Annotated in this window: 26 protein-coding genes and 1 pseudogene; 7 read left to right on the top strand and 20 right to left on the bottom strand. The window is 38.8% G+C overall.

The features are described from left to right. Entirely contained in the window at positions 1-279 is a 279-nt protein-coding gene (locus HMPREF1116_RS02830) for a DUF6110 family protein (protein WP_000910910.1), read from the bottom strand. 151 nt (positions 280-430) lie between these two features. Between HMPREF1116_RS02830 and HMPREF1116_RS02835 the strand changes: the two genes are divergently transcribed. Then, a complete protein-coding gene (locus tag HMPREF1116_RS02835; RefSeq protein ID WP_001095499.1) occupies positions 431-1,279 on the top strand; it encodes a putative RNA methyltransferase in 849 nt (282 codons plus the stop codon). Positions 1,280-1,387: 108 nt separating this feature from the next. On the opposite strand, the gene HMPREF1116_RS12475 is transcribed toward HMPREF1116_RS02835, so the two are convergent. From HMPREF1116_RS12475 to malQ, 3 genes are all read right to left on the bottom strand, one after another. Then, on the bottom strand, positions 1,388-1,594 hold the full coding sequence (locus tag HMPREF1116_RS12475; protein WP_033586337.1) for a hypothetical protein: 207 nt from the start codon (positions 1,592-1,594) through the stop codon (positions 1,388-1,390). A gap of 277 nt (positions 1,595-1,871) precedes the next feature. Next, positions 1,872-4,130, bottom strand: a complete 2,259-nt coding sequence (glgP, locus tag HMPREF1116_RS02845) for a glycogen/starch/alpha-glucan family phosphorylase (RefSeq protein ID WP_000937134.1) — start codon at positions 4,128-4,130, stop codon at positions 1,872-1,874. 22 nt (positions 4,131-4,152) lie between these two features. Continuing rightward, the gene (gene malQ / locus HMPREF1116_RS02850) at positions 4,153-5,670 is read right to left on the bottom strand and encodes a 4-alpha-glucanotransferase (protein ID WP_000747308.1); all 1,518 of its coding nucleotides are present in this window, start codon (positions 5,668-5,670) and stop codon (positions 4,153-4,155) included. 417 nt (positions 5,671-6,087) lie between these two features. On the opposite strand from malQ, the gene HMPREF1116_RS02855 reads away from it, so the two are divergent. The 5 genes from HMPREF1116_RS02855 to HMPREF1116_RS02875 all read left to right on the top strand — a co-directional run bounded on the left by HMPREF1116_RS02855 (position 6,088) and on the right by HMPREF1116_RS02875 (position 11,607). After that, a complete protein-coding gene (locus tag HMPREF1116_RS02855; protein ID WP_000104721.1) occupies positions 6,088-7,359 on the top strand; it encodes an extracellular solute-binding protein in 1,272 nt (423 codons plus the stop codon). Between the two features lie 110 nt (positions 7,360-7,469). After that, a complete protein-coding gene (locus tag HMPREF1116_RS02860; RefSeq protein ID WP_000414976.1) occupies positions 7,470-8,762 on the top strand; it encodes a carbohydrate ABC transporter permease in 1,293 nt (430 codons plus the stop codon). 1 nt (position 8,763) lies between these two features. Continuing rightward, on the top strand, positions 8,764-9,606 hold the full coding sequence (locus tag HMPREF1116_RS02865) for a sugar ABC transporter permease (RefSeq protein WP_001065639.1): 843 nt from the start codon (positions 8,764-8,766) through the stop codon (positions 9,604-9,606). A gap of 204 nt (positions 9,607-9,810) precedes the next feature. Beyond that, positions 9,811-10,611, top strand: a complete 801-nt coding sequence (locus tag HMPREF1116_RS02870; protein ID WP_000938212.1) for a DUF1189 domain-containing protein — start codon at positions 9,811-9,813, stop codon at positions 10,609-10,611. 9 nt (positions 10,612-10,620) lie between these two features. Next, the gene (locus HMPREF1116_RS02875) at positions 10,621-11,607 is read left to right on the top strand and encodes a LacI family DNA-binding transcriptional regulator (protein ID WP_001145447.1); all 987 of its coding nucleotides are present in this window, start codon (positions 10,621-10,623) and stop codon (positions 11,605-11,607) included. A gap of 63 nt (positions 11,608-11,670) precedes the next feature. On the opposite strand, the gene HMPREF1116_RS02880 is transcribed toward HMPREF1116_RS02875, so the two are convergent. The 14 genes and pseudogenes from HMPREF1116_RS02880 to HMPREF1116_RS02945 all read right to left on the bottom strand — a co-directional run bounded on the left by HMPREF1116_RS02880 (position 11,671) and on the right by HMPREF1116_RS02945 (position 22,081). Then, entirely contained in the window at positions 11,671-12,612 is a 942-nt protein-coding gene (locus tag HMPREF1116_RS02880; RefSeq protein WP_000814911.1) for a YitT family protein, read from the bottom strand. Further along, positions 12,590-14,353, bottom strand: coding sequence for an aspartate--tRNA ligase (gene aspS, locus HMPREF1116_RS02885; protein ID WP_000830860.1), 1,764 nt, complete (start codon positions 14,351-14,353; stop codon positions 12,590-12,592). Before aspS ends, HMPREF1116_RS02880 begins: the two co-directional genes overlap by 23 nt. A gap of 148 nt (positions 14,354-14,501) precedes the next feature. Beyond that, positions 14,502-14,717: a hypothetical protein gene (locus tag HMPREF1116_RS02890; RefSeq protein ID WP_000832173.1), complete on the bottom strand. Its 216-nt coding sequence runs from the start codon at positions 14,715-14,717 to the stop codon at positions 14,502-14,504. Between the two features lie 18 nt (positions 14,718-14,735). Then, positions 14,736-15,377, bottom strand: coding sequence for a CPBP family intramembrane glutamic endopeptidase (locus HMPREF1116_RS02895; RefSeq protein WP_000854843.1), 642 nt, complete (start codon positions 15,375-15,377; stop codon positions 14,736-14,738). Between the two features lie 9 nt (positions 15,378-15,386). Continuing rightward, on the bottom strand, positions 15,387-16,100 hold the full coding sequence (locus tag HMPREF1116_RS02900; RefSeq protein ID WP_025171229.1) for a DUF3169 family protein: 714 nt from the start codon (positions 16,098-16,100) through the stop codon (positions 15,387-15,389). 55 nt (positions 16,101-16,155) lie between these two features. Next, a complete protein-coding gene (locus HMPREF1116_RS02905; protein WP_000412640.1) occupies positions 16,156-16,878 on the bottom strand; it encodes a DUF3169 family protein in 723 nt (240 codons plus the stop codon). 14 nt (positions 16,879-16,892) lie between these two features. Then, positions 16,893-17,243 carry a PspC domain-containing protein gene (locus tag HMPREF1116_RS02910; RefSeq protein ID WP_000657663.1) on the bottom strand — a complete coding sequence of 117 codons (351 nt, stop codon included), beginning with the start codon at positions 17,241-17,243 and terminating at the stop codon, positions 16,893-16,895. Between the two features lie 2 nt (positions 17,244-17,245). Beyond that, positions 17,246-17,443, bottom strand: coding sequence for a hypothetical protein (locus HMPREF1116_RS02915; RefSeq protein ID WP_000947004.1), 198 nt, complete (start codon positions 17,441-17,443; stop codon positions 17,246-17,248). Beyond that, complete coding sequence (locus HMPREF1116_RS02920) at positions 17,443-17,643, bottom strand: hypothetical protein (protein WP_001046147.1); 201 nt, start codon at positions 17,641-17,643, stop codon at positions 17,443-17,445. The genes HMPREF1116_RS02915 and HMPREF1116_RS02920 overlap by 1 nt, the downstream gene beginning before the upstream one ends. After that, positions 17,643-17,849 (bottom strand): helix-turn-helix transcriptional regulator, encoded by a 207-nt coding sequence (locus tag HMPREF1116_RS02925; RefSeq protein WP_001176235.1) that lies wholly within the window; start codon positions 17,847-17,849, stop codon positions 17,643-17,645. Before HMPREF1116_RS02925 ends, HMPREF1116_RS02920 begins: the two co-directional genes overlap by 1 nt. A 9-nt stretch (positions 17,850-17,858) precedes the next feature. Continuing rightward, positions 17,859-18,326 (bottom strand): annotated as a pseudogene (locus tag HMPREF1116_RS12480) (hypothetical protein). Between the two features lie 96 nt (positions 18,327-18,422). Next, positions 18,423-19,712: a histidine--tRNA ligase gene (gene hisS / locus HMPREF1116_RS02935; RefSeq protein WP_000775837.1), complete on the bottom strand. Its 1,290-nt coding sequence runs from the start codon at positions 19,710-19,712 to the stop codon at positions 18,423-18,425. An 80-nt stretch (positions 19,713-19,792) separates the two neighbouring features. Then, the gene (locus HMPREF1116_RS02940; protein WP_000771486.1) at positions 19,793-21,040 is read right to left on the bottom strand and encodes a hypothetical protein; all 1,248 of its coding nucleotides are present in this window, start codon (positions 21,038-21,040) and stop codon (positions 19,793-19,795) included. A 189-nt stretch (positions 21,041-21,229) separates the two neighbouring features. Continuing rightward, complete coding sequence (locus tag HMPREF1116_RS02945; protein ID WP_000792936.1) at positions 21,230-22,081, bottom strand: Rgg/GadR/MutR family transcriptional regulator; 852 nt, start codon at positions 22,079-22,081, stop codon at positions 21,230-21,232. A 131-nt stretch (positions 22,082-22,212) separates the two neighbouring features. On the opposite strand from HMPREF1116_RS02945, the gene HMPREF1116_RS02950 reads away from it, so the two are divergent. Further along, positions 22,213-22,782, top strand: a complete 570-nt coding sequence (locus HMPREF1116_RS02950; protein WP_000739521.1) for an MptD family putative ECF transporter S component — start codon at positions 22,213-22,215, stop codon at positions 22,780-22,782. 179 nt (positions 22,783-22,961) lie between these two features. On the opposite strand, the gene dltD is transcribed toward HMPREF1116_RS02950, so the two are convergent. Both dltD and dltB read right to left on the bottom strand, forming a co-directional pair. Further along, positions 22,962-24,134: a D-alanyl-lipoteichoic acid biosynthesis protein DltD gene (gene dltD / locus HMPREF1116_RS02955; RefSeq protein WP_000593506.1), complete on the bottom strand. Its 1,173-nt coding sequence runs from the start codon at positions 24,132-24,134 to the stop codon at positions 22,962-22,964. A 47-nt stretch (positions 24,135-24,181) separates the two neighbouring features. After that, complete coding sequence (dltB, locus tag HMPREF1116_RS02960; RefSeq protein WP_001105735.1) at positions 24,182-25,336, bottom strand: D-alanyl-lipoteichoic acid biosynthesis protein DltB; 1,155 nt, start codon at positions 25,334-25,336, stop codon at positions 24,182-24,184. Between the last annotated feature and the right edge of the window lie 322 nt (positions 25,337-25,658).

A 25,658-nucleotide genomic window follows, 5' to 3' on the forward strand; every position in this document is an offset into this window, starting at 1 on the left:
TTATTCTCCTATAAGGCTATCTAATTGCTCTTCTTTTTTCTCTTGCTCGTACAAATATTTGGCATCTTGCAAGACATCGTCTCCATGTTGTTTCACAACAGAAACAGATGCATCTAGCCCGTCTTTCAACTTGTAAGCCTTAGCCAAAGCTTTAGAATAACCTTTTTTAGCTTCCTTACTTGCTAAGATTTTCAAACCAAGGGTACCAAATGCGACACCACCCAAAAAGAGTGATGATTTTTTCGCAACTTTTGCAACGGTTAGTACTTCTTTTAACATACTTATTTCCTCCTTATCATTATTATATAGCAATTTAGATATAAAAGCAATTTCATTCTATAAATTGGAGAATTAGTTTTATTTCTACTGAATCTCCCATTTACTTATTCCTAAAGTTGCTTTCATTTGCCTCTTTTGATACACTTAAACTATGAATACAAACCTCAAACCCAAACTCCAGCGCTTTGCTTCTGCTAGTGCCTTTGCCTGCCCTATCTGCCAAGAAAATCTGACCTTGGTAGAGTCTAGTCTTAAATGTGAGAATCGGCATTCTTTTGACCTAGCAAAATTCGGCTATGTCAATCTTGCCCCTCAAATCAAACAATCCGCCAACTACGATAAAGAAAACTTTCAAAATCGCCAGCAAATCCTAGAAGCTGGCTTTTACCAAACTATTCTAGATGCCATCTCTGATTTAATTGCAAGTTCAAAAACTGCCAAAACAATTTTAGATATCGGCTGTGGCGAAGGCTTCTACTCTCGCAAACTTCAGGAAGTGCACCCTGACAAGATCTTCTATGCCTTTGATATTTCAAAAGATTCGGTCCAAATCGCTGCCAAGAGCGAACCTAACTGGGCAGTCAATTGGTTTGTTGGTGACTTAGCTCGCCTTCCTATAAAAGACGCCAGCATGGATATCCTACTTGATATCTTCTCACCTGCCAACTACGGAGAATTCCGACGAGTCTTATCAAAGGACGGCATCTTAATCAAGGTCATTCCTACTGAAAACCACATCAAGGAAATCCGTCAAATGGTACAGGACCAGCTGACAAAGAAGGATTATTCTAATCAAGATATTAAGGAACACTTCCAAGAACACTTCAGCATCCAATCAAGTCAGGTTGCTTCCTTGACCAAGTCTATCACCGTAGAGAAACGCCAAGCCTTGCTCAGCATGACGCCCCTGCTTTTTCATGTCGACCAGAGCAAGATTGATTGGAGCCAGTTAACTGAGATTACTATCGAAGCAGAGATTCTAGTCGGAAAAGCCCTGTAAACTAGTTTATGAGATAAAACCAAGCCCGCACCTCTTCTTGAGATGCGGGTTTAAAACACGATTTTTCACTGTCTTTCCGAAAAGTATAAAAAATTTTGACCTCTCCATTTATTTTCGATTTGAAATGACAAATTTATCAATAAATAGCAAGTGATATAAGGCAAGTGATGCCCCATAACAACATCCATGAAAAGAGATTTCTTGATGAGTCAGTGGAAACGAAGAACTATTACCCATATAAAGGCATGACCAAATTACAAGAAGAATCCAAAATAAATCAGTCCATTTATATTTTGAAAAATATTTTTTCCACATAAGAACACCTTCTTTCTTTACTATAATACTATTATAATACTGTTTGTAAACGAATACAAGAAATTTGAGGTAACAGCTAAGAAGAACCTTAGGCTTAAAGGTAGTACAACCAACCTTCTTAGTGTTCTCTAGGTCTGATTTTTAAATCTAGAGATTATTGACAAATTATTTTTTTTTGAGACCAGTCAACCTCAAATCCATAACATTCAAAAAAAGCGAATTTCAATTGAAACTCGCTTTTTTGCTAGATAGTGTAATAACTATTAAATTTTATATCTTAGTTCAAGTGCCAGATATCTTCATTATACTGAGCGATTGTACGGTCAGATGAGAAGAATCCTGCTTTAGAAATGTTAACGATAACTTTATCCAACCATGCGTCACGGTCTTCGTAGTCAGCAAGCATTTGCTCTTTCACTTTGATGTAATCTTCCAAGTCAAGAAGAGTCATGAACCAGTCTTTGTTGATTAATTCGTTATAAAGACGTTCCAAGCGTTCAATCTTACCAACTGCAAGAACAGCGTCGCTCACGATAAAGTCAACCAATGGTTTGATCGCTTTACGAGCGTAGAATTCGCTTGATTTGTATGCTGCTTTCGCGTAAAGGTCGATAACAGTTTCTGAATCTTCACCGAAGATGTAGATGTTTTCGTCGCCAACCAACTCAGCGATTTCCACGTTAGCACCGTCCATAGTACCAAGAGTCAAAGCTCCGTTCAACATGAATTTCATGTTACCAGTACCTGAAGCTTCTTTAGAAGCAAGTGAGATTTGTTCTGAGATGTCACATGCTGGGATCAAGAAGCTTGCTGCAGTAACGTTGTAGTTTTCAACCATAACCACTTGCAAGTGTGGTGCTACTTCTGGATCGTTGGCAATTACTTCTGACAAGCAAAGGATCAAGTGGATGATGTCTTGAGCGATTGTGTAGGCAGGAGCTGCTTTACCACCAAAGAATACTGTGATTGGACGAGCAGGGATGTTACCAGCCTTGATGTCAAGATATTTGTGGATCACATACAAAGCGTTCATTTGTTGACGTTTGTACTCGTGAAGACGTTTGATCTGGATATCAAAGATAGAGTTTGTATTGATTTCCACACCTTGGTGTTCTTTCAAGTGACGAGCCAATTTACGTTTGTTGTGAGCTTTGATGCTTTCCAATTTTTCTTTGACAGCAGCTTTGTCTTCGTATGAAAGAAGGTCTTCCAATTTAGAAGCTTCATGGTGCCATTCGCGTCCAAGGATTTCATCCAAGTAGTGAGACAAGCTTGGGTTAGCATGCATGAGCCAACGACGGAAAGTAATACCGTTTGTTTTGTTGTTGAATTTTTCTGGGTAAAGATCGTAGAAAGCTTTCAACTCAGAGTTCTTCAAAATTTCTGTGTGAAGAGCGGCAACTCCGTTTACGCTGTATCCATAGTGGATATCCATATGGGCCATGTGTACACGATCGTTTTCATCAATGATTTGAACAGCTGGGTCTTTATATTCTGCTTTAACACGGCGATCTAATTCTTTGATGATTGGTACCAAGTGAGGAACCACTTCTTCCAAGAATTCAAGAGGCCATTTTTCAAGGGCTTCAGCAAGGATTGTGTGGTTTGTGTAGGCAGTCATGCTACGAACGATAGAGATTGCTTCATCAAGTTCGATACCACGTTCAGTCAAAAGACGGATCAATTCAGGGATAACCATTGATGGGTGAGTATCGTTGATTTGTACAACTGCGTAGTCAGCAAGGTCGTGCAAGTTGCTTCCTTTTTCGATTGCTTCATCGATGATCAATTGTGCACCGTTTGAAACCATGAAATATTGTTGGAAGATACGGAGCAATTCACCTTGTTTGTCGCTATCGTCTGGGTAAAGGAAAAGAGTCAAGTTGTGAGCGATATCTGTCTTGTCAAAGTTGATACCATCTTGGATGATTGAAGAATCAACTGAATCCAAGTCGAACAAACGCAAACGGTTTTTAGTAGCTGTTTTGTAACCAGGTACATCGATATCGTAAAGAGTAGATGTCAATGTAAAGTGTGCAAATGGCACTTGGTAGCTACGGCTTGAGCGAACCAACCAGTTTTGGTCAGTCAACCAAGCGTTAGGAATAGTTTCTTGTTGGTTATTTTTAAGGACTTGTTGGAAAAGACCGAAGTGGTAGTTCAAACCAACACCGTCACCATTCAAACCAAGTGTAGCGATTGAGTCGATAAAGCAAGCTGCCAAACGTCCCAAACCACCGTTACCAAGTGATGGTTCCAATTCTACTTCTTCAATTTCGATCAACTCTTTACCTGCATCAGCAAGTTCTTTTTTAACTTCGTCATAAAGACCAAGGTTAATCAAGTTGTTTGACAAGAGTTTACCAATCAAGAACTCAGCTGAGATATAGTAAACTTTTTTCTTACCAGTGTTGACTGGTTTTTGGCTACTTGCAAGTTTGCTGTAGTTAAGAAGAGCAAGATAAAGCTCTTCGTTGCTGCATTCTGCGATAGATTTATTGTAACGATTTTGTACAAATTCTTTTAATGGTAACATTTTTGTGTCTCCTGATAATGTCTTATTTCTTTAATTCTACCAAATTTTCATTGATACGGCGATAAATTGTAGTCAAGTCAAGCAAAGTTTCTTCGACAGCAGGAGTCAATTGTTCCTCTGTCATACGCCATGACCAGTTTCCACCAAGAGTAGATGGGAAGTTCATACGAGCTGAACCATCCAACTCTAGCAAATCTTGCATAGTAGCAATCGTCATGAAACTTACTGATGCGAAAGCTGTACGAAGCATAGCATGCACCACTGTTTCGTACTCTTTACGGTTTGTGTAACGAGCCATGTACTCACGAGTTGGATCATCAATCTCATCACGGTACCAACCAAGAACAGTGTTGTTATCGTGTGTTCCAGTGTACATAACTGAGTTGGCTGGTGCCAAGTGTGGGCTGTCGATACTTTCGTGTTCTGGATTGAAAGCAAATTGAAGGACTTTCATTCCTGGGAATCCAGTGCGCTCGCGAAGCTCGATAACTTCGTCAGTCATAAATCCAAGGTCTTCTGCGATGATGTTCAAGTCACCAAGTTCTTCTTTAACCGCTGCAAAGAGTTTGTAGTCAGGTCCTTTCACCCATTTACCAGGTGCTGCTGTTTCAGAACCAGCTGGAATTTCCCAATAAGATTCAAATCCACGGAAGTGGTCGATACGCACGATATCGTAGATTTTGAAGCTTTCACGCAAGCGTTCAATCCACCATTTGTAGCCATCTTTATCCATTGCTTCCCAGTCATAGATTGGGTTCCCCCAAAGCTGACCAGTCGCAGAAAACTCATCTGGTGGGCATCCTGCGATGCAAGTTGCTTTCCCGTTTTCATCTGTTTTAAAGAGGTGTGGATTTGCCCACATATCGCTTGAATCTTCAGCAACATAGATCGGCATATCCCCCACAATTTCGATGTGGTTTTCGTTAGCGTATGCTTTCAATTTCAACCATTGTTGGAAGAAGAGATATTGGGTTACACGGTGGTAAACAAGTTTGTCTGCCAATTGTTCACGGTAGCTTTCAAGAGCTGAAGCTTTACGCGCACGAATATCTGCATCTGGCCACTCTGTCCAAGCGAGATTATCAAAATGCTCTTTGATAGCCATATACTCTGCAAAAAGTTCAAGCCATGATTGGTTCTCTTGAGCAAATTTTTCAAAATCTTGGACATCCCCAACTTCAAGGAAACGTTTAACTGCTTTTTCTAGAAGCGGACGACGTGCGTAATAAATCTTAGCGTAATCAACTTCAGTTGGGTTGCTACCGAAGTCTACTCCCTCAAGATCACTTGCTTCTAACAAGCCCTGCTCTACCAAAATATCAAGATCGATAAAATGAGTGTTCCCAGCAAAGGCTGAGAAAGATTGATAAGGAGAATCTCCGTAGCTTGTTGTTCCTAAAGGAAGGATTTGCCAGTAACGTTGTTTGGTACGAACCAAGAAGTCAACGAAATCATAGGCGCTTTGACCAAATGATCCGATTCCGTAAGCTCCTGGAAGTGATGAGATGTGCATCAACACACCACTTTGACGTTTTTTCATAATAGCACCTCAAGTGTTTTTTTAATTAATTGTTTCAAATTTGTGCGCAAACGTTTGCGCTAAGTAAAGTATAACCCATTTCAAAAAGAAATGCAAGCGTTTTTAAAAAACTTTTATGATTTATTTTTTATTGATAAACTTTTAAGTTACTATATTCTTATTTTTAAAATCCTTTCATTAAGCATCCCAATCATGCAATCGTTTCCCTTCAATTATTTTTGAATCGAAATTTGCATGATTTCCTATTTCTCTTCTATTATACAAACAATTTTAGGAATTAGCCAGCAACAAGCTTTTTAAAATTTTTTCAAAAAAACGCTTGCAACCGTTTTCTGTTTGTGCTATACTATGGTCATAAGGGAAAACGTTTGCGTTTCCTCGAAATTAAAATTTGTTATTCTTTAGGAGGAATACACTATGTCAACTAAATTCATGAAGAGCGCAGCTGTACTTGGTACTGCTACTCTTGCTAGCTTGCTTTTGGTAGCTTGCGGAAGCAAAACTGCTGATAAAGCGGCTGATTCTGGTTCATCTGAAGGTAAAGAACTTACTTTATACGTTGAAGACCAATATAAAGCATTTGCTGAATCAGCTGCACAAGCTTACGAAAAAGAAGCTGGAGTAAAAGTTACTATCAAAACAGGAGACCAAATGGGTGGTCTCGATAACCTTTCTCTAGATAACCAATCTGGTAAAGCTGCTGACGTTATGATGGCACCATACGACCGAGTAGGTAGCCTTGGTAAAGACGGACAACTTTCAGAAGTGAAATTGAGCGACGGTGCTAAAACAGATGATAAAACTAAATCTCTTGTAACAGCTGCTGACGGTAAAGTTTACGGTGCTCCTGCTGTTATCGAGTCACTTGTTTTGTACTATAATAAAGACTTGATTAAAGAAGCTCCAAAAACTTTTGCTGAATTAGAAGAACTTGCTAAAGATAGCAAATATGCCTTCGCTGGTGAAGATGGTAAAACAACTGCCTTCCTTGCTGACTGGACAAACTTCTACTATGCATACGGACTTCTTGCTGGTAACGGCGGTTACGTATTCGGCCAAAACGGTAAAGATCCTAAAGATATCGGACTTGCAAACGAAGGAGCTATCACTGCTATCAACTACGCTAAAACTTGGTACGAAAAATGGCCTAAAGGTATGCAAGATACAGAAGGAGCTCCAAACCTAATCCAAACTCAATTCCAAGAAGGTAAAACAGCTGCTATCATCGATGGTCCTTGGAAAGCTCAGGCCTTCAAAGATGCTAAAGTAAACTACAGTGTTGCAACTATCCCAACTCTTCCAAACGGTAAAAACTATGAAACATTCGGTGGTGGTAAAGCTTGGATCATCCCATCAAGTACTAAGAACCTTGAAGCTGCTCAAAAATTTGTAGACTTCCTTGTTTCAACTGAAGAACAAAAAGCCTTCTACGATAAAACTAACGAAATCCCAGCTAACACTGAGGCTCGTTCATATGCTGAAGGTAAAAACGATGAGTTGACAACAGCTGTTATCAAACAGTTCCAAAATGCTCAACCAATGCCAAACATCCCTCAAATGTCAGCTGTTTGGGACCCAGCTAAAACAATGCTATTTGAAGCTGTAAGTGGTAAGAAAGATGCTAAGACAGCTGCAAACGATGCTGTAACATTGATCAAAGAAACAATCAAACAAAAATTTGGTGAATAAAAAATTTGTTCAAGGGGGGTGGAATTCAAATCCCCCTTTGAATTTATCAATAGAAAACATATATAGTTTAGGTTTTAATTAGAAACCAGTATCCTATGAAAGGAGTTATTATGGAAAAGCAACAACCTAGTAAAGCAGCACTGCTGTCTCTCATTCCTGGGTTAGGACAGATTTACAACAAACAAAAGGCAAAAGGTTTTATCTTCCTTGGTGTAACCATCGTATTTGTCCTTTATTTCCTAGCACTTGCAGCCCCTGAATTGAGCAACCTCATTACTCTTGGTGACAAGCCAGGTCGTGATAATTCCCTCTTCATGCTGATTCGTGGTGCCTTCCATTTAATCTTTGTAGTCGTTTATGTACTCTTTTATTTCTCAAATATTAAAGATGCACATACTATCGCAAAACGTATTAACAATGGAATTCCAGTACCACTTACGCTAAAAGATATGATCAAAGGAATCTATGAAAATGGCTTCCCTTATCTCTTGATTATTCCGTCTTATATTGCCATGACCTTTGCAATCATCTTCCCCGTTGTCGTAACCTTGATGATTGCCTTCACAAACTATGACTTCCAACACTTGCCACCAAACAAATTGTTAGACTGGGTTGGTTTGACCAACTTTACAAACATTTGGAGCTTGAGCACCTTCCGTTCTGCCTTTGGTTCTGTTCTTTCTTGGACTATCATTTGGGCTTTATCTGCCTCAACTTTACAGATCGTGATTGGTATCTTCACAGCTATCATTGCTAACCAACCATTTATCAAAGGAAAACGTATCTTTGGTGTTATTTTCCTTCTTCCTTGGGCTGTCCCAGCCTTCATCACTATCTTGACATTCTCAAACATGTTTAACGATAGTGTTGGAGCAATCAATACCCAAGTTATCCCTCTCTTTGCTAAGGTTCTTCCTTTCCTTGATGGGGCGCTTATTCCTTGGAAAACAGACCCAACTTGGACTAAGGTTGCCTTGATTATGATGCAAGGCTGGCTTGGATTCCCATATATCTACGTTTTGACTTTGGGTATCTTGCAATCTATTCCTAACGACCTTTACGAAGCAGCTTATATTGACGGTGCCAATGCTTGGCAAAAATTCCGCAACATCACTTTCCCAATGATCTTGGCTGTTGCAGCACCTACTTTGATTAGCCAATACACCTTCAACTTTAACAACTTCTCTATCATGTACCTCTTCAATGGTGGAGGACCTGGTACTGTCGGAGGGGGAGCTGGTTCAACTGATATCTTGATCTCATGGATCTACCGCTTGACAACAGGTACATCTCCTCAATACTCTATGGCGGCAGCTGTTACCTTGATTATTTCTATCATTGTCATCTCAATCTCTATGATCGCATTCAAGAAACTACACGCATTTGATATGGAGGACGTCTAAGATGAATAACTCAATTAAACTCAAACGTAGACTGACTCAAACCCTTACTTACCTTTACTTGATTGGCCTTTCAATCGTGATTATCTATCCACTGTTGATTACTATCATGTCAGCCTTCAAGGCAGGTAACGTGGCAGCCTTTAAACTAGACAGCAACATCGATTTTAATTTTGATAACTTTAAAGGACTCTTCACTGAAACCTTATACGGTACTTGGTACCTCAATACTTTGATTATCGCCTTGATTACCATGGTTGTGCAAACAAGTATTATCGTACTTGCTGGTTATGCTTATAGCCGTTACAACTTCTTGGCTCGTAAACAAAGTTTGGTCTTCTTCTTGATTATCCAAATGGTGCCAACAATGGCCGCTTTGACTGCCTTCTTCGTTATGGCACTTATGTTGAACGCCCTTAACCACAGCTGGTTCCTCATCTTCCTCTACGTTGGTGGAGGTATCCCAATGAATGCTTGGCTCATGAAAGGCTACTTCGATACAGTGCCAATGTCTCTAGACGAATCTGCAAAACTAGACGGTGCAGGACACTTCCGCCGCTTCTGGCAAATTGTTCTTCCACTGGTTCGCCCAATGGTTGCTGTACAAGCTCTCTGGGCCTTCATGGGACCTTTCGGAGACTACATCCTCTCTAGTTTCTTGCTTCGTGAGAAAGAATACTTTACCGTTGCCGTAGGTCTCCAAACCTTCGTTAGCAATGTGAAAAACATGAAGATCGCCTACTTCTCAGCAGGTGCTATCCTCATCGCCCTTCCAATCTGTATTCTCTTCTTCTTCCTACAAAAGAACTTTGTTTCAGGACTTACAAGTGGTGGCGACAAGGGGTAATATACTCCCGCCATCCTTTTTCTTTTTTGAACTTGTGCTGATATAGTCTGATGAAAAACAAGAACTTATTGAAAATCCCCTCATGGTTAGTTGATAATTTTTATTAAAAGTCTACTTTTAACAAGGATTTGTCTCCCCTGCTTGAAATAAAATACATTTCTCTATATAATACTCATATAGAAAAATGCCTATAGAAAGAGATTTATGTTACCATATCCATTTTCTTATTTTAATAGTATCTGGGGATTTCGTAAGCCCCTATCTCAACGTTTTGGTCTCAACTGGTTTCAACTGATTTTTACCAGTATTTTCCTGATTAGCTTGTCTATGGTCCCTATTGCCATCCAGAACAGTTCTCAGGAAACTCATCCTTTAGAAACTTTCATCGATGATGTCTACACTCCTTTGACGGATAGTGTGGTTCAGGATTTGGCTGCCAATGCAAAGATTGTAGATGGTAAGTTGAGCTATACAGGTTCATCTCCTCATCAAGCTTCTATCCAAATCGGAGACCCTTCTAGTTCAAACTTCCCTGAGGAATTACTTCTGAACTTTGAACCTGAGAAACTCATCATCAGTAAGCAAGGAAAAGAATTGACCAGCATTCGCTATCACGCGATAACGACTGAGAGCTTCCAAAGCAAGGAAAGCTTAACACAAGCCATTTCTAAAGACTGGTATCAACAGAATCGCGTCTATATTAGTCTCTTTCTTGTGCTTGGTTCTAGCTTCCTCTTTGGACTTAATTTTTTTATTGTTGCTTTAGGTGCTAGCCTCTTGCTCTACTTTACGAAAAAATCGCGTCTCTTTTCATTTAAAAGCTACAAAGAGTGCTATCATTTCATTTTGAACTGTTTAGGATTACCAACCTTACTTGCCATGATTCTCGGTCTCCTAGGCCAAAATATGGCAACTTTGATTACTGTTCAAAACATTTTATTTGTTCTATACCTGGTCACTATCTTTTACAAAACGCATTTCCGTGATCCAGACTACCATAAGTAGGAGATTATTATGCCTGTTACGATTAAAGACGTGGCCAAGGCTGCAGGTGTTTCACCCTCAACCGTAACCCGTGTTATTCAAAACAAATCAACCATTAGTGATGAAACCAAAAAACGAGTTCGAAAAGCTATGAAGGAACTCAACTATCATCCTAATCTTAATGCCCGAAGCCTGGTTAGTAGTTATACGCAGGTTATCGGCTTGGTTCTTCCAGATGATTCAGACGTTTTCTATCAAAATCCTTTCTTTCCTTCTGTCCTTAGAGGGATTGCACAAGTTGCTTCAGAAAACCACTATGCCATCCAGATTGCAACTGGAAAAGACGAAAAAGAGCGCTTAAATGCCATTTCACAGATGGTCTATGGAAAGCGTGTAGACGGTCTTATCTTCTTGTATGCCCAAGAAAATGACCCCTTGGTTAAACTCGTTACTGAAGAACAATTTCCCTTCCTCATCCTTGGGAAATCACTATCACCTTTTATTCCGCTTGTTGACAACGATAACATCCAAGCCGGATTTGATGCAGCCGAATACTTCATCAAAAAAGGATGCAGCCGCATTGCTTTCATCGGTGGTACCAAGAAACTCTACGTTACCCAGGATCGTCTAAGAGGTTACGAGCAAGCCCTTCAAGAACACAATCTACCTCTTGATAGTCATCGTACTTTCTTTGCAGATGAATTTCTTGAAGAAAAGGGATATAAATTTAGCAAACAACTTTTTGAATACGATCCAAAAACCGACGCTGTTATCACAACAGATAGTCTCTTAGCTGAAGGTGTTTGTAACTACCTCAACGAACATCAGCTTAATGTTCCTGTTCTCAGCTTTGATTCTGTCAATCCAAGATTAAACCTAGCGGCCTATGTCAATATTAATAGTCTTGCTCTTGGCCGCACTTCGTTTGAGACGATTCTTCAAATCATCAATGATGTCAAAGAAAATCGTCAAATCTGCTATCGTCAAGTGATTGCACATGAAATCATTGAAAAATAAGAAAAACCAACTCTAACATCTTTTGCTTAGAGTTGGTTTTTTGTAATCTATTTTTATAATTGATTAGTTTTCGACTTCGACAAATCGGCCTAGAATATGAACATTTTCTGAAACAGAAACAAAGGCTGTTGGATCAACTTGCTTCATGATCAGTTTAAAATCATTGAACTCTGCACGAGTGATAACCGTAATCAAAACAGCCTTACGTTCGTGGTTATAAGTTCCTTCAGCATCATGGATCATGGTTGCTCCACGATGCAATTTATTATGGATCTTCTCAATGACGGCATCTGGATTACTAGTGACAATCATAGCCTGCATGCGTTTTTGCTTGGTGAAAACTGCATCTGTCACACGACTTGAGACAAAGATGGTAATCATGGAATAAAGGGCATATTTCCAACCAAAGGTCACTCCAGCAATCAGCATAATTGTACCATTGACCAAGAAAGAGATACTTCCGACGTTACGACCAGTCTTCTTACGAATGGTTAAGCTGACAATGTCTGTTCCACCACTGGAGATGTTATGGCGTAGAGCAAATCCGATTCCCAGTCCCATGACAACACCACCAAAAAGGGCATTGATGATGGGATCCTCTGTTAAGACCACCACTGGCACAAACTGGATAAAGAGTGAGCTCATGGATACCGTGATAAAGGTAAAAATCGTGAACTTATGCCCAATTTGATACCAGGCCAAAATCATGAGAGGAATATTGATGGCATAAAATGCTACTGAAATCGGGAAATGAAAACCAAACCAGTGGTTACTAAGGGCAGATATAATCTGGGCCAAACCTGTCGCACCACTTGAATAAACGTGCCCTGGTTGGAAAAAGAAATTGACGGCTACTGCTGATAGAAAACCATATACCAGAGAAGCTGAGATTTTTTCATCGTATTTTTCTCGAGAAATACTTTGTAAAACACGCAAAATCTTTACTCGATAAGCAAAGCGGCGAAGATAATGGTACCACTTTTTAGTTAGTTTCGTTTGTTTCATCTTGTTCTACTTGTAGATTAAGTTCCTCTAGTTGTTTAAGAGCTACTGTTGATGGTGCTTGCGTCATTGGGTCAGTTGCCTTATTGTTCTTAGGAAAGGCGATGACTTCGCGAATATTTTCCTCTCCAGCGAGCAACATGACAAAACGGTCAAGACCGATAGCCAAACCACCGTGTGGTGGGAAGCCATAGTCCATAGCTTCCAAAAGGAAACCAAACTGGTCATTTGCTTCTTCTGCTGAGAAACCAAGAGCTTTGAACATACGTTCTTGAAGTTCTTTTTGGTTGATACGAAGACTACCACCACCAAGCTCATAACCGTTCAAGACGATATCGTAAGCAATAGCACGAACCTTAGCCAAATCACCTTCAAGCTCATGAGCAGTTTCTGCTTGAGGAAGGGTAAATGGATGGTGGGCACTCATGTAACGACCTTCTTCTTCTGACCATTCAAACATTGGCCAGTCAACAACCCAAAGGAAGTTAAATTTATCGTTATCAATCAAGCCCAGTTCTTTAGCAATACGTCCACGAAGGGCACCAAGTGTTGCATTGGCTACTTCAAGCGTATCTGCTACAAAGAGAACCAAGTCCTTATCTTCAAGACCAAGTGCTGTTGTCAAATCTGCCTGAACGCCAGTCAAGAATTTAGCAACTGGACCATTTAATTCACCGTCAACAACCTTGATCCAAGCCAGACCTTTGGCACCGTACTGCTTGGCTACTTCAGTCATCTTGTCGATGTCTTTACGTGAATAGTTGTCCGCAGCTCCTTTGACCACAATGGCTTTAACGGCAGGAGCTTCTGAGAAGACTTTGAAATCTACACCCTTGACAAGATCTGTCAAGTCTTGAAGCAACATCTCAAAACGAGTGTCAGGTTTGTCAGAACCATAAAGAGCCATAGCATCATCATACTTCATTCGAGGGAATGGCAGTGTTACTTCGATGCCTTTTGTTTCCTTCATCACGCGCGCAATCAAGCCTTCTGTGATATCTTGAATTTCTTGCTCAGTCAAGAATGAAGTTTCCAAGTCGACCTGGGTAAATTCAGGTTGGCGATCACCACGCAAGTCTTCATCACGGAAACATTTAACAATTTGGTAGTAACGATCAAACCCAGCATTCATCAACAACTGTTTTGTAATCTGCGGACTTTGAGGAAGGGCATAGAAATGGCCCTTATTAACACGAGATGGTACCAAATAGTCACGCGCCCCTTCTGGCGTTGATTTAGAAAGGAATGGTGTTTCTACGTCGATAAATTCCAACTCATCCAAGTAGTTACGGATAGAATGAGTTACCTTGGCACGAAGTTTAAGGTTTTCCAACATTTCTGGACGACGAAGGTCAAGGTAACGGTAACGTAGACGCGTATCATCGTTTGCTTCAATGCCATCCTTGATTTCGAATGGTGTTGTTTTGGCTGTGTTAAGCACAGTAAGAGCTGTTACATTCAGCTCAACTGCTCCAGTCGCCAACTTATCATTGGCTTGCTCACGTGCAGCAACTTGACCAGTCACCTCGATGACAAATTCACTACGAAGGCTTTCAGCTGTTGCCATCACCTCTGCAGATACTTTTTCTGGGTTGATAACCAACTGCATGATTCCTTCACGGTCGCGAAGGTCGATAAATATCAAACCACCAAGGTCACGACGACGGGCAACCCATCCTTTCAAGGTAATTTCTTGTCCGATGTGCTCCTCACGAACACGACCAGCATACATACTACGTTTCATGTTTTCTCTCCTCTTTTATTCTGTTACTATTTTACCATAAAAGCGCAGGCTCTTCATGAAAATCATCAGAAAAGTTGAGAAGAATCCTGCTATAAATGAAAAAATCCAGCAAAGTCATTAGCTGGATCTTATTTTACTTGGAATTTCTTTATTTTTTACGCTTTTCAGCAATCTCTGCAGCCTTTTTAGGGAGAACAATCTCCGTTGCATAGGCTGTCGCAAATCGCATAATACCTGCAATTGGTGCAAAGATAACTGCTAGATTGTTATAAAAGAAATCCCCTTTAAAAGCATAGGCAAGCGCTCCAATGATAAAGAAGAGAACAACTGCCTGAATCACTGCTAATAATATCACTCGTTTCATGACTTCCTCCTGAGTCTATTATAGCATCATTATCATGACAAATGAAATTAAATTGTTCAAGGCATGCAATCCCATACTATAAGCCAGACCACCTTTGCTGATATAAGCCAATCCCATGCTAAACCCAAGGGCACTATAAACTAGAAATTGTTGAGGAGAAGTAGGGAAATGGACAAGTGCAAAAATTACAGTGCTTACAAGAAGAAAGAGAGCTGTCTGCTTAAGATTATCCTGTTGGGGGAAGACAAAGCGAGCCAACATACCTCTAAAGGTTAACTCTTCTGTCAGAGGCGCAAAGACCACCACCATAAAGAAAGAGAAGAGAGGATGATTATGAGTCAATTGTTCTGCCATCTGTTGACTGACTGATGGATCATTTGGCAAAAAGAATTGAGCAACAATGACAAGGGCCCATACCAAGGCAGGCAACCAGATGTATTTGTTAAGGGCTGTTTTTTCAATCGTAACGGTTCCTGTCTTATACCACTTGTAGGTAACGAAGGTGAAAATTCCTGCTAATAAGACATAAATTGGGACAGCAACATATTCAGGCGCACCCATTTTCATGGCTTCTAAGCCTACGCCCTGAATAAAACTATAGACCATAATAAATGATAAGAAAGTAAGACTATACCAACCGATATTTTGAAGTGTTTTCATAAGATTCTCCTATTTGAAATAACGTTTTGTTTTTCGTAATTGTGTAATAGTTATGTAAAGATGGATGATAATCAAAAGAACTAAGGCGACCAATTGTATTTCTCGTAAAATAACTGATAATACTATCAATAAAATATAGAGCAATGGCAGTATAATTTGATCCAGCCTAAACAGAGTTAAAAAGGCACTCTCCATCTCTGCCTGCTTTTCTCCCTCATCATAACTGTTAAGATAATCTAAAATATCTTTTGGAGTGTAATAAGCAGACAGTTTATAGTGTCGAACGATAAAAATAGTTCGCAACAAGTAATTGGCAACAATAATGTATAAGCATAATAGAATAAGAGCTGGAAGAATTAGCAAGGTATTCTTAAATATCGGAGAAATCAGTATAATCCCACTGGTCATCATTGCTATCATCAAAACATTGGAAGAAACCGAACCATAATCCAAGTAACGATAGGCTCTTACATAAGTCTGATCACTATTTTCTTCCTCTGTCCCCCTTTGATAAAGAGTATAAACTTCTCGACTCTTACCAAGATAATACATGGCTAAGATGAAGGAAAGTCCTCCAATAACGAGAGCAAGTCCATAAATAGTAGGTAAGACTTGTGACATTTGAATCTGTTCAACTATACCTCTAAGAGTGTAAGCAAAGACTCCTACAAAAGCACTTAACATACACACTCCCACTCTCCACCATCTACGATTATTATTCATTTTCTGGCCCCTATCTAAACCAACTAATAACTTTTAGTAGTTTCAGTGATTGTTCCTATTTGAAATAACGTTTCACCATAGGTATTTGCATTACATTGATATAAATATGGACTACCGCTACGGCTAAAAGAGCTAATAACTGAATTTCTCTTGTAAGCACAGAAACGATAGTAATAAAAATATACAAACCTTGTAAAATATATTGGTTTAATTGAAATAAAATCCGAAAACTCTGTTCCAAATTAGCTTGTCGCTCTCCTTCATCGTAAGAATTGACATAATCTAACACATCCTTTGGCATGGAGAAAAATGCCAAATCAAACTGACGAACAATAGAAATTGTCTTCAAAAGATGTTTTTGAACAACAAATAGCAACATCAACCCTAGAAAAGAGAGTGCTAAAGTTAGATAACTATTACCAAGTATAAGCACTTCAGTCGCCGATATAAAAAATGCTAACAAAGTCGTAACTGAAACTATGTTAGAAGCAATTGTTCCAAACTCAAGATTTCGATACATTTGCACATAATAGGTTTCATTCAGATTATCATCCATTTCCTCTTGATACAAGGAGTGAAATTCCCTACTTTTCTTTAGGAAATTGAAAGCCAAAAGGATACTAATCAATGCCAATAATAAACTAGAGCCAGAAAACCAAGGAATCAAATCTGTTAGATTGAAACTGACTCCCATTGCCAAAGCACGTCCCATAAACATACCTGTAATAAATACTGATATAAACAATAATAAGAAATATAGTACTCGTTTCTTTTCCATATTTTAACCTCTTTCTAAAACAATCCAGCCAACCACTGACCAAAGGCTTTACCTGATTCAAAAATAGCTGTCAAACCTTCTGCTCCAAGCGACACCAAAAGCAAACAAACAACAAATAAGAGAATAGCTTGATTTCTTGCTTTTTTTGCTCCATCTTCTAAGGGCTCTTTACTTAGCCAACCTGCTAGATAAGCATAGAGAGTTACTGTTATAATTCCGAACTCAGTTGAAGAGAGAAACAACAAGACTGTCACCAAACGAACGATATTGGCTTGAATGTTAAAATAATTTCCTAAACCTGCACAGACACCTGCAAGTTCTTTGTTCTCAGTATCTACTTGAAAACCTGCTAAAAATTCTTTCATAATTATTCCCCTCTTACAACTTCTACATTTTTTGATTTCTTTTCAATCCATTCAACTACTGGGATGAGACCAAAGTAAATCCAAAAGGATTGCTCACTTTGATACAGATTAAACCAGCCTAAGTCTGTCCCAATAATTAGAAACACGCCGACCAATAGAGCTACAAGTGCTACATAATAGAACAGTTTATATCTCAACATCATTTCTCTCCTTTTACGAGCTCTTTGAATTTTATCTTTCTCTCTACCCATCTAAAGACTAATAGTAACACTAAATTTATCCAGAAGAGATACTTACTTTCAATGATCGTAAACCAACCAAATAGGGTTCCAATCATAGCCAAAAGATTCACGATAAACACAACGATACATAGATAATAAACCACTTTATACTTGTTCATCACTCATCCTCCTCTAAGCGAAAAACTGACTCGACTGGCTCATTGAAGATCTGAGCAATCTTCAGAGCAATGACGATGGATGGCGTGTACTCATCCCGTTCTAGCAAACTGATGGTTTGCCTGGACACGCCAGCTAGCTTGGCCAGTTCGGTTTGATTGAGGCCATCGCGAGCCCGAAGCTCTTTTAGACGATTTTTTAGTTGCATGTTACACACCTACTCTCCGTCAAATTGAATTGTTTGGATATCCTCAATGCGTTGTAGTTTGAATTTTTCTTTTCCCTTTTTATCTACACGTCGTAGCTTGACCCATTCCTCATCAACATCCACAACTTCCCAGTTATCTGTTCCAAATAATTGTCCAACGATGACCGGCGTTCTCCCAATCATTTCTTTTAATAATCTTGACATTTCTGTATTTCCTTTCTCTTTTTGCTCAATTCTTTTGATTTTATTCTCTAGTTTCTTTACCTTTTGGGAATAGTAGATACAAAACATAATCACAAGAGGTACAAATCCCAATGCCCACATAATCGTTCCTTTCTGCTATACTTTTCTTAACTTGATTTCATTGTAACACATCTTTTTATTTTTGACAAGCATCTTTGTCAAAAAGTTTAGTATTTTTGTCATTTTGCAAAAGAAAAAGGTCAGGAGTAAGATCCTGACCAGTTTATCTGTTATTAATACTCTTCGAAAATCAAATTCAAACCACGTCAGCTTCACCTTGCCGTACTCAAGTACAGTCTGCGGCTAGCTTCCTAGTTTGCTCTTTGATTTTCATTGAGTATAAAATCCTAGTTTTTCAAAGATTTCTGAGAAGTTTTGGCTAATAGTTTCAAGTGAAACTTGAACTTCTTCGCGAGTTTGGTTGTTCTTGACTGTCACTTGTCCGCTTTCGACCTCGCTCTCTCCAAGAGTGATAAGAGTCTTAGCAGCAAAAACATCGGCTGACTTAAACTGAGCTTTAAGCTTGCGATTGAGGTAATCACGCTCTGCTTTGAAACCTTGTAGGCGAAGAGCTTGCACCAACTCCAAGGCTTTAAGATTAGCTCCTTCACCGAGAACAGCGATATAGACATCTAGGGCGTTTTCGATAGGGAGAGACACACCTTGCTTTTCAAGGATGAGAAGCAGACGCTCTACACCAAGTCCAAAACCAAATCCAGCAGTCTCAGGACCACCAAAGTAAGCAACCAAGCCATCGTAGCGACCACCTGCACAGACTGTCAAGGCATTGCCCTCGATTTCAGTGATGAACTCAAAAATCGTGTGGTTGTAGTAGTCCAAACCACGAACCATATTGGTATCGATGATATAGTCTACTCCAAGATTTTCCAACATTTGACGAACAGCATCAAAGTGAGCTTGGCTTTCTTCATCCAGGTAATCCAAGATAGACGGCGCATTCTCTACCGCCACCTTGTCTTCTTTTTCCTTAGAGTCCAAGACACGGAGAGGATTTTCCTCCAAGCGACGTTGGCTATCCTTAGACAAGCTATCTTTCATAGGTGTCAAGTAGTCAATTAAGGCTTGACGGTAAGCCGCACGACTTTCAGGATTTCCAAGAGTGTTAAGATGTAGTTTCACACCTTGAACACCGATTGCTTTCAAGAAGTGGGCTGCCATAGCGATTGTTTCCACATCTGTCGCTGGATTGCTAGAACCAAAGCACTCCACACCGATCTGGTGGAATTGACGCAAGCGACCTGCTTGTGGGCGCTCATAGCGGAACATTGGCCCCATGTAGTAGAACTTGCTTGGTTTTTGAACTTCTGGTGCAAAGAGTTTATTTTCCACATAAGAACGAACGACCGGTGCTGTTCCTTCTGGACGGAGAGTGATATGACGGTCACCCTTGTCATAGAAATCGTACATTTCCTTGGTTACGATATCAGTTGTGTCTCCAACAGAACGACTGATGACCTCATAATGTTCAAAAATAGGCGTGCGTACTTCTGCATAGTTGTAGCGTTTGAAAATTTCACGCGCAAATCCTTCAACGTACTGCCATTTGGCAGACTCAGCAGGTAAAATATCCTGCGTTCCTTTTGGTTTTTGTAATTTCATAGAGAATCCTCTTTATAACTTAATAGTCCTATTTTACCATAAATGAGGGGATTGGGACAGTGTGAAAAGAAGACTAACACCTAAATTTCATTTTTGAGATTGAGACTTGTCAGAAGAATAGCTATCAGAGAAAGACCTACGAAAAGCATCCAAGTCAACTGTATATCCCATACCGCCACCAGTGAAAAACAGGCCGTCCCCACTGGTATAGATAGAGTAAACAACAAACCTAAAAAATTACTGGTACGAGAGAGAACCTCCGGAGCGAGATTTTTCAGCAACATAGCACTAATTTTGGGGGAAATTTTACCAGAGATATACATGGTAAAAAAGACGAAAAGCATCCCGAGCAAGACTTGGTTTACCAAATTAGATAGACCAACTAGACTGGCTCCTAATGTAACCCACATCATCAATCTAGGCAAAGATTGCTTCCCAAAATAGTCATTTCCCGTAAGGCTACTGATGATGACTGCTAATAAGGTAATCAATTGTAAGATAAACAATGCATCCTTGTAGGAAAAATTCAGTAAGGAATGATTTAAAAGGAAGATGTTATAGATACCACCTAAGGCACCACCCAAAGCATTGATAAGCAAGATAGCAAAGAGCATAAAACCAAAGTTTTTCTGTCCACTTTTAAGAAAAACGAGACGTAGGTTTCGGTAAATCGTTAAAAACTGATCTTTGATAGAAAGCTTCTCATTTTTCAGTGATTTACTATCAGCAAATGGAGTTGATAAGCTTAATTCAGCCCTTCCTAAAAAGAGAATGAGAGCTGACACTAGGAAAAATATGGCATTGATTCCCGCTACAAGCGAAAAGTTCTGTGTTGACACCCCTAATAGCCAAACTCCAAAAGCTTGGCCGCCAATAGCAGAAATATAGGTGATAAACTGGGAAAATGAGTAAGCCTCCATCAAATCTTGCTCCGCGACCTTTTCTTTAACGAGAGGCATTCGCAAGCCACCCGCAAAATCACTAGCTACATCACTAATGACATTGATGAGACAAAGGGTCGAAAAGGCAAAGAAACTAGCTTGCTGAACAACTAGGGCTGCTAGAAAAAATAAAACCGCCTGAAATAAACCGACATAGGTCATCCATTTGACCTTGTCCTTGGTATAATCTGCCCGAATTCCCACAAAAACTGTAAAAAGAGTTGGAAGCATCATCACAACATTCGCCATTGCAACGGCAACAGAAGCCTCTGGCAAAGTCGAGGCATAGACCACAAACACTAAATTAAAAATGGAAGCTCCAAAAGCATTGAAAAATCGTGATAAACTCAAAACTCTGTAAGCTTGATTTCTTAGTAATAGTTTCATATAGATTCCTCTCTTTCTCACATACTACTTTTATGGTAGCTCTAGTATAGCATCAAGAATCTTACGAGAAGACATTTTTGAATATATGCAACAGACTAAACTGATAACGAAAACGATAGAATTTGTCTAATGCTAATAAGTATCTTCATAGTCCTATCGTTTCAAGTTATTTTATCTAGTTGCAGATATTCAACACTCCATGGCACTTCTATAATAGTCAGCAGATCTGCTACAACCAATCATTTCAAAAATACGGACAGCGTCCTCCATCTTTCTCTGCCCTTCCTCTGCTCTTCCTTGCTTACTATCAAGCAAACCTTCTGCCCATAGGTAGACTATTCGAAAATAGGTTTCATTTTCTTCAAAGAAGTTCTTTTCAATTTGTTTTTTAAAATAGAGGGCATTGGTAAAATCATCAATTTCAATACAGGCCATAAAAGCATTGAGGAGCAAGGTATGCATCATATTTCGATTTTTCCCAACTCCTTGCAAGAAATCTGACTTCCGCAACATTTCTCGAGTGTACTTTGTAAAAAGCTGGATTGACAAAAGAGGAGAGCAAGAAGAAAAGAACAACAGTTCATAGTGCCCCCAAATTTCGACAGAAAATAGATAATCATGTAGGACTCTTTCTTCCTCAGCAGTCAATGTAACCGTCTCATCAATAGCTTTCATATAGGATTTTATTAAAATCGCATTGAGAATGTGTTGCTGTCTATCTTTTGAAAAAGGAAGTTGTTGATACTCTCTCTGGTAGAGAGTGCGCAAGGATGTCAAATCTTGAGGGTCAATAGCCTCAACTATTCTGTTTCTAAATTCAGAATAGGCATCCTGATGAAAACCTCTCGTCAAAAATAACAATTCTTCCATACTCGCATGAATATTCTCCAAAGCTGTGATTAACTTTGGAGCAGATATTTCACTCTGACCATTTTCAAAACGCGACAATAAGGATGCTGAAAAGCGTCCACCTGTTGCTTTTCTCAAGGAAATTTTTCTTGATTCTCGTAACTCTTTAAAAACTTTTCCTAAATTCTTCATCCTCTTACCACTCGTCTTTTATTTTTTCCTATTTTACCACATTTCCTAATAAATACTAGTTCCAAGCTAGCATTTACAATCTGAGCTAGGCATGATACAATGAATAACATCAGATATACGAAGGAGAACTTATGAAAAAGAATATCTTGACGACCCTTGTAGCTGCTCTTGTCTACTTTCTCTGTATCGGAGTGGGTGTTCTACTAGGAAACCTTGTCGACCACACTGGAAATATGTTTTACGCCCCTGCCTTTTCTGCTCTTGTGGGCGGTAGCGTCTATATGATCCTTTTAGAAAAAGTGCCTCGTTTTGGAGCTATTACTACGATTGGGCTCGTTATCTCTCTCTTTTTCCTCGGAAGCAAGCATGGTGCTGGTGCCTTTCTTCCAGGAATCATATGCGGTCTTGCAGCAGATGGCATTGCTCATCTTGGCCACTACAAAGATAAGGTCAAGAACCTTCTTTCCTTCCTAGTTTTTGCTTTTGGTACTACTGGTCCCATCCTACTTATGTGGTTGACACCTCAAGCTTACATAGCAACCCTAGTTGCTCGTGGAAAATCTCAGGACTATATTGATCGCATCATGGTTGCGCCAAATCTCACTACCATTCTTCTCTTTGTAGCAAGCGTCCTTATCGGTGCTCTACTCGGTTCCCTTATTGGACAAGCGCTGAGTAAGAAATTAACACATAAACAGTAACAAAAAAGCCCCTTGTCTCTAATATTTATTTGAGACAAGGGGCTTTTTTTTAATGAAATATTTAAAATTCACTGTAAATGAATTCTTGGATGTTGGAAAAATCTGTGACAAGAGAATAAATCACGATGCTTAAAATAACCGTGTAGAAAAACAAGGTCCACAATAGTAAACGATGTGTGTTAGTTAGTTTCGTTTGCAAATTTGTAAAGTTCTTTTTCAACTTCCATCCATCCTTTCACCCCAACGTGCATCACGTCAAATAAAAAGTAATCTTCATATTCCTTATTTCCATAGTTTAACACAGTAGCACCGTGGTTTTTGGCAATTTTTTCTATTTTTTTGTAAGTTTCTTCACGCATCTCTCGTGAAACACCTGTGTAATCATTCCATTTACCATTTACAGGAAAGATAATGACTTCAACTTCAATTCCCAATTCCTTAGCAACTGTCAAGAAGAGTTCCATATCTGAATATTCTGGCGACTCCAGGTAGCTCAAATCTTTATTAGAATCTTTTAATGAAGCATAGCGATCTCTCAAATAAGTATTGTAATAGTTGTTATCAACAGCATAATCATTATTGTCTGTTTTCTTTTTGACCTCTTCTACAAACTGATTCGTCATTTTTTCCCAATCATAGTCTGGGGTTTTATCCCCTAGTGAAGGATAATCTGATTTGGCATGTTTTTGATAAAAAGTCTGTTTGAGTTTAAAGGAATAAATCGCATTATCGAACTCTAATAGTTTTTTATCAATAATGGTTCCTTTCCCATCTATGAAATAACTTTTGTATTTTTTGTAGATGTCATTTTGTTGCTTGTTCCCCTTTGTAATTTCGATAATGCGATTGATTAGTTTTTCTTTCGTTTCCTTACTAATCTTATCATTACCTAGCATATGGAAAATATGTTCCTGAGAAGCCTTGTTCAAAAAGGCATCTTGATGAGTCCCGTCTTTTTCAAACCACTGAACCGACTCTATTATAGCCACTTTTCGCTTAGTCATAGCTCCTTCAATCGAGCCCAAGGTTGTAGCTTGAATGATATTTTGAGAATAACTGGTTCCTATCTGCATGATATTAAAATCATTGTAGTTAAAAATTTTATTGGGATGGTAATCTTCATTTATCGTCGCAACCAACTCAGATGATCCCAATAAAACAAATGTATTGGGAGTAATATTGCTTGTTAAAATATCCCTACTTTTATACTTTTCATACGAAGTGCTATAGCGAATACTGTTATCCTTTACTTTATAATAATCATCAATCTTCTTGACGTATGTCACATTTAAAAGGGCAAGCGTCGCAATTACAAGCACTAGCGATAGCAAAAATGCTTTTAGTTTAATCATCTCGTTTTATCCTATCCCTTCGATTCTTCCAACCTCTTTTCAATTTCTTATCTCTTTAAAATCGTCAGTAAGATTTTGTAGGGTTCACCTGAAAAGATAAAGAAACCAACCATAACTAAATTCATGGTCACAAACCAACTCATTAGTTTGTACCAAGTTTTATTTTTATGTTGCTTATAAAAATTGCTTTTCTTTTGATAAATTTCAAATCCAGACATCAGAACTCCATGGTAAAATCCATAAGCGATATAGCTAACACTAATTCCATGCCAAAATCCCATGACCAGCATATTGACCATATAGGCATAGACTGCATTGTGCAATCTATTCTTAAACCATTTTTTTCTGATAACCTGCATCAAAACTCTTGAAAATACAAAGTCTCTCAACCAAGTTGACAAGGTGATGTGCCATCTAGTCCAGAAATCCTTGATATCAACACTCAAGAAAGGTTTATTGAAATTCATCGGTGTCTGAATGCCCAAAATATTACTGCTTCCAACAGCCATCAAACTATAACCCGCAAAGTCAAAGAACAGATAGAATGTATACAAGTACATATATTTGAGTGAGTAGACAACTGTACCAGTATTGCTTAGAGCAAGTAGCATCTGGTAAACATAGGTTGATAGAACCACCTTGTAGAGAAGGCCTAGAACAATGCGATAAATACCATCACCTGCTAACTCTAGGTAGTCTTTTCTAGGCATGACTTCATTGATCTCTTTTAGAAATCTTCTGCTACGATCGATTGGTCCCGAACTAACTGTAGGGAAAAAGAGTAGAAACTGAAGATAATCTTTTACACTGATTTTTTCTTTGATTAAACCATCCGATATTTCCAGCATGATTTGGATAGTTTTAAAGGACATATAAGAAATCCCAATAAAAGCCAACAAATGTAGCTGGGTTAAGGCAAAGACTTTATTGACTACTAAAGGTAAAATGGATAACATAACCAGTGGCTTCAACCGTTTTGAATCCATTCTTTGTGCTATGAAAACCAGAAAATACTGGTAAATGATAAATGCCAGTAGATAAACAACCATAGCTTTACTCTTACCATAGATGGCTCCTGCAAATAAAATTGACAGACTTAAAATATAATAATCCCTACGCTTGCCAAAGTAGTTTAAAACAAAGCCAATCAGTAAAACTACAAATAGTAGAAGGAAAAACTCATTCCCCTCAAAATAATTCATACTAGCCGAACTCCTTTATCATTTCATAATTCTCTACAGATAGATTACTACCTTAGTCATATCGAAATATGCTTTCTCATTATACCATACTTCCAAAAGTTTATTCCACTTGAATAACAAATATAGTTTATAAAAAGAACCACACGGCTCTCAGAAGGTAGACAAACCCTTTCGGTAATTTTACTACATCTTGAAAACTCTTAGAAATGCTGAAACATGCTATTTTTAAGAGTTTTTTTATTTTCTCTAATAAAAGAAAAAGATTGAAGAAAATTGTCCAAAATTGACTTTTTCTTCAATCTGAGAGCTAGCTGGCTCTTTT

It is taken from the genome of Streptococcus sp. SK140, assembly GCF_000259525.1.
In the GTDB taxonomy this organism is placed as follows: Bacteria; Bacillota; Bacilli; order Lactobacillales; family Streptococcaceae; genus Streptococcus.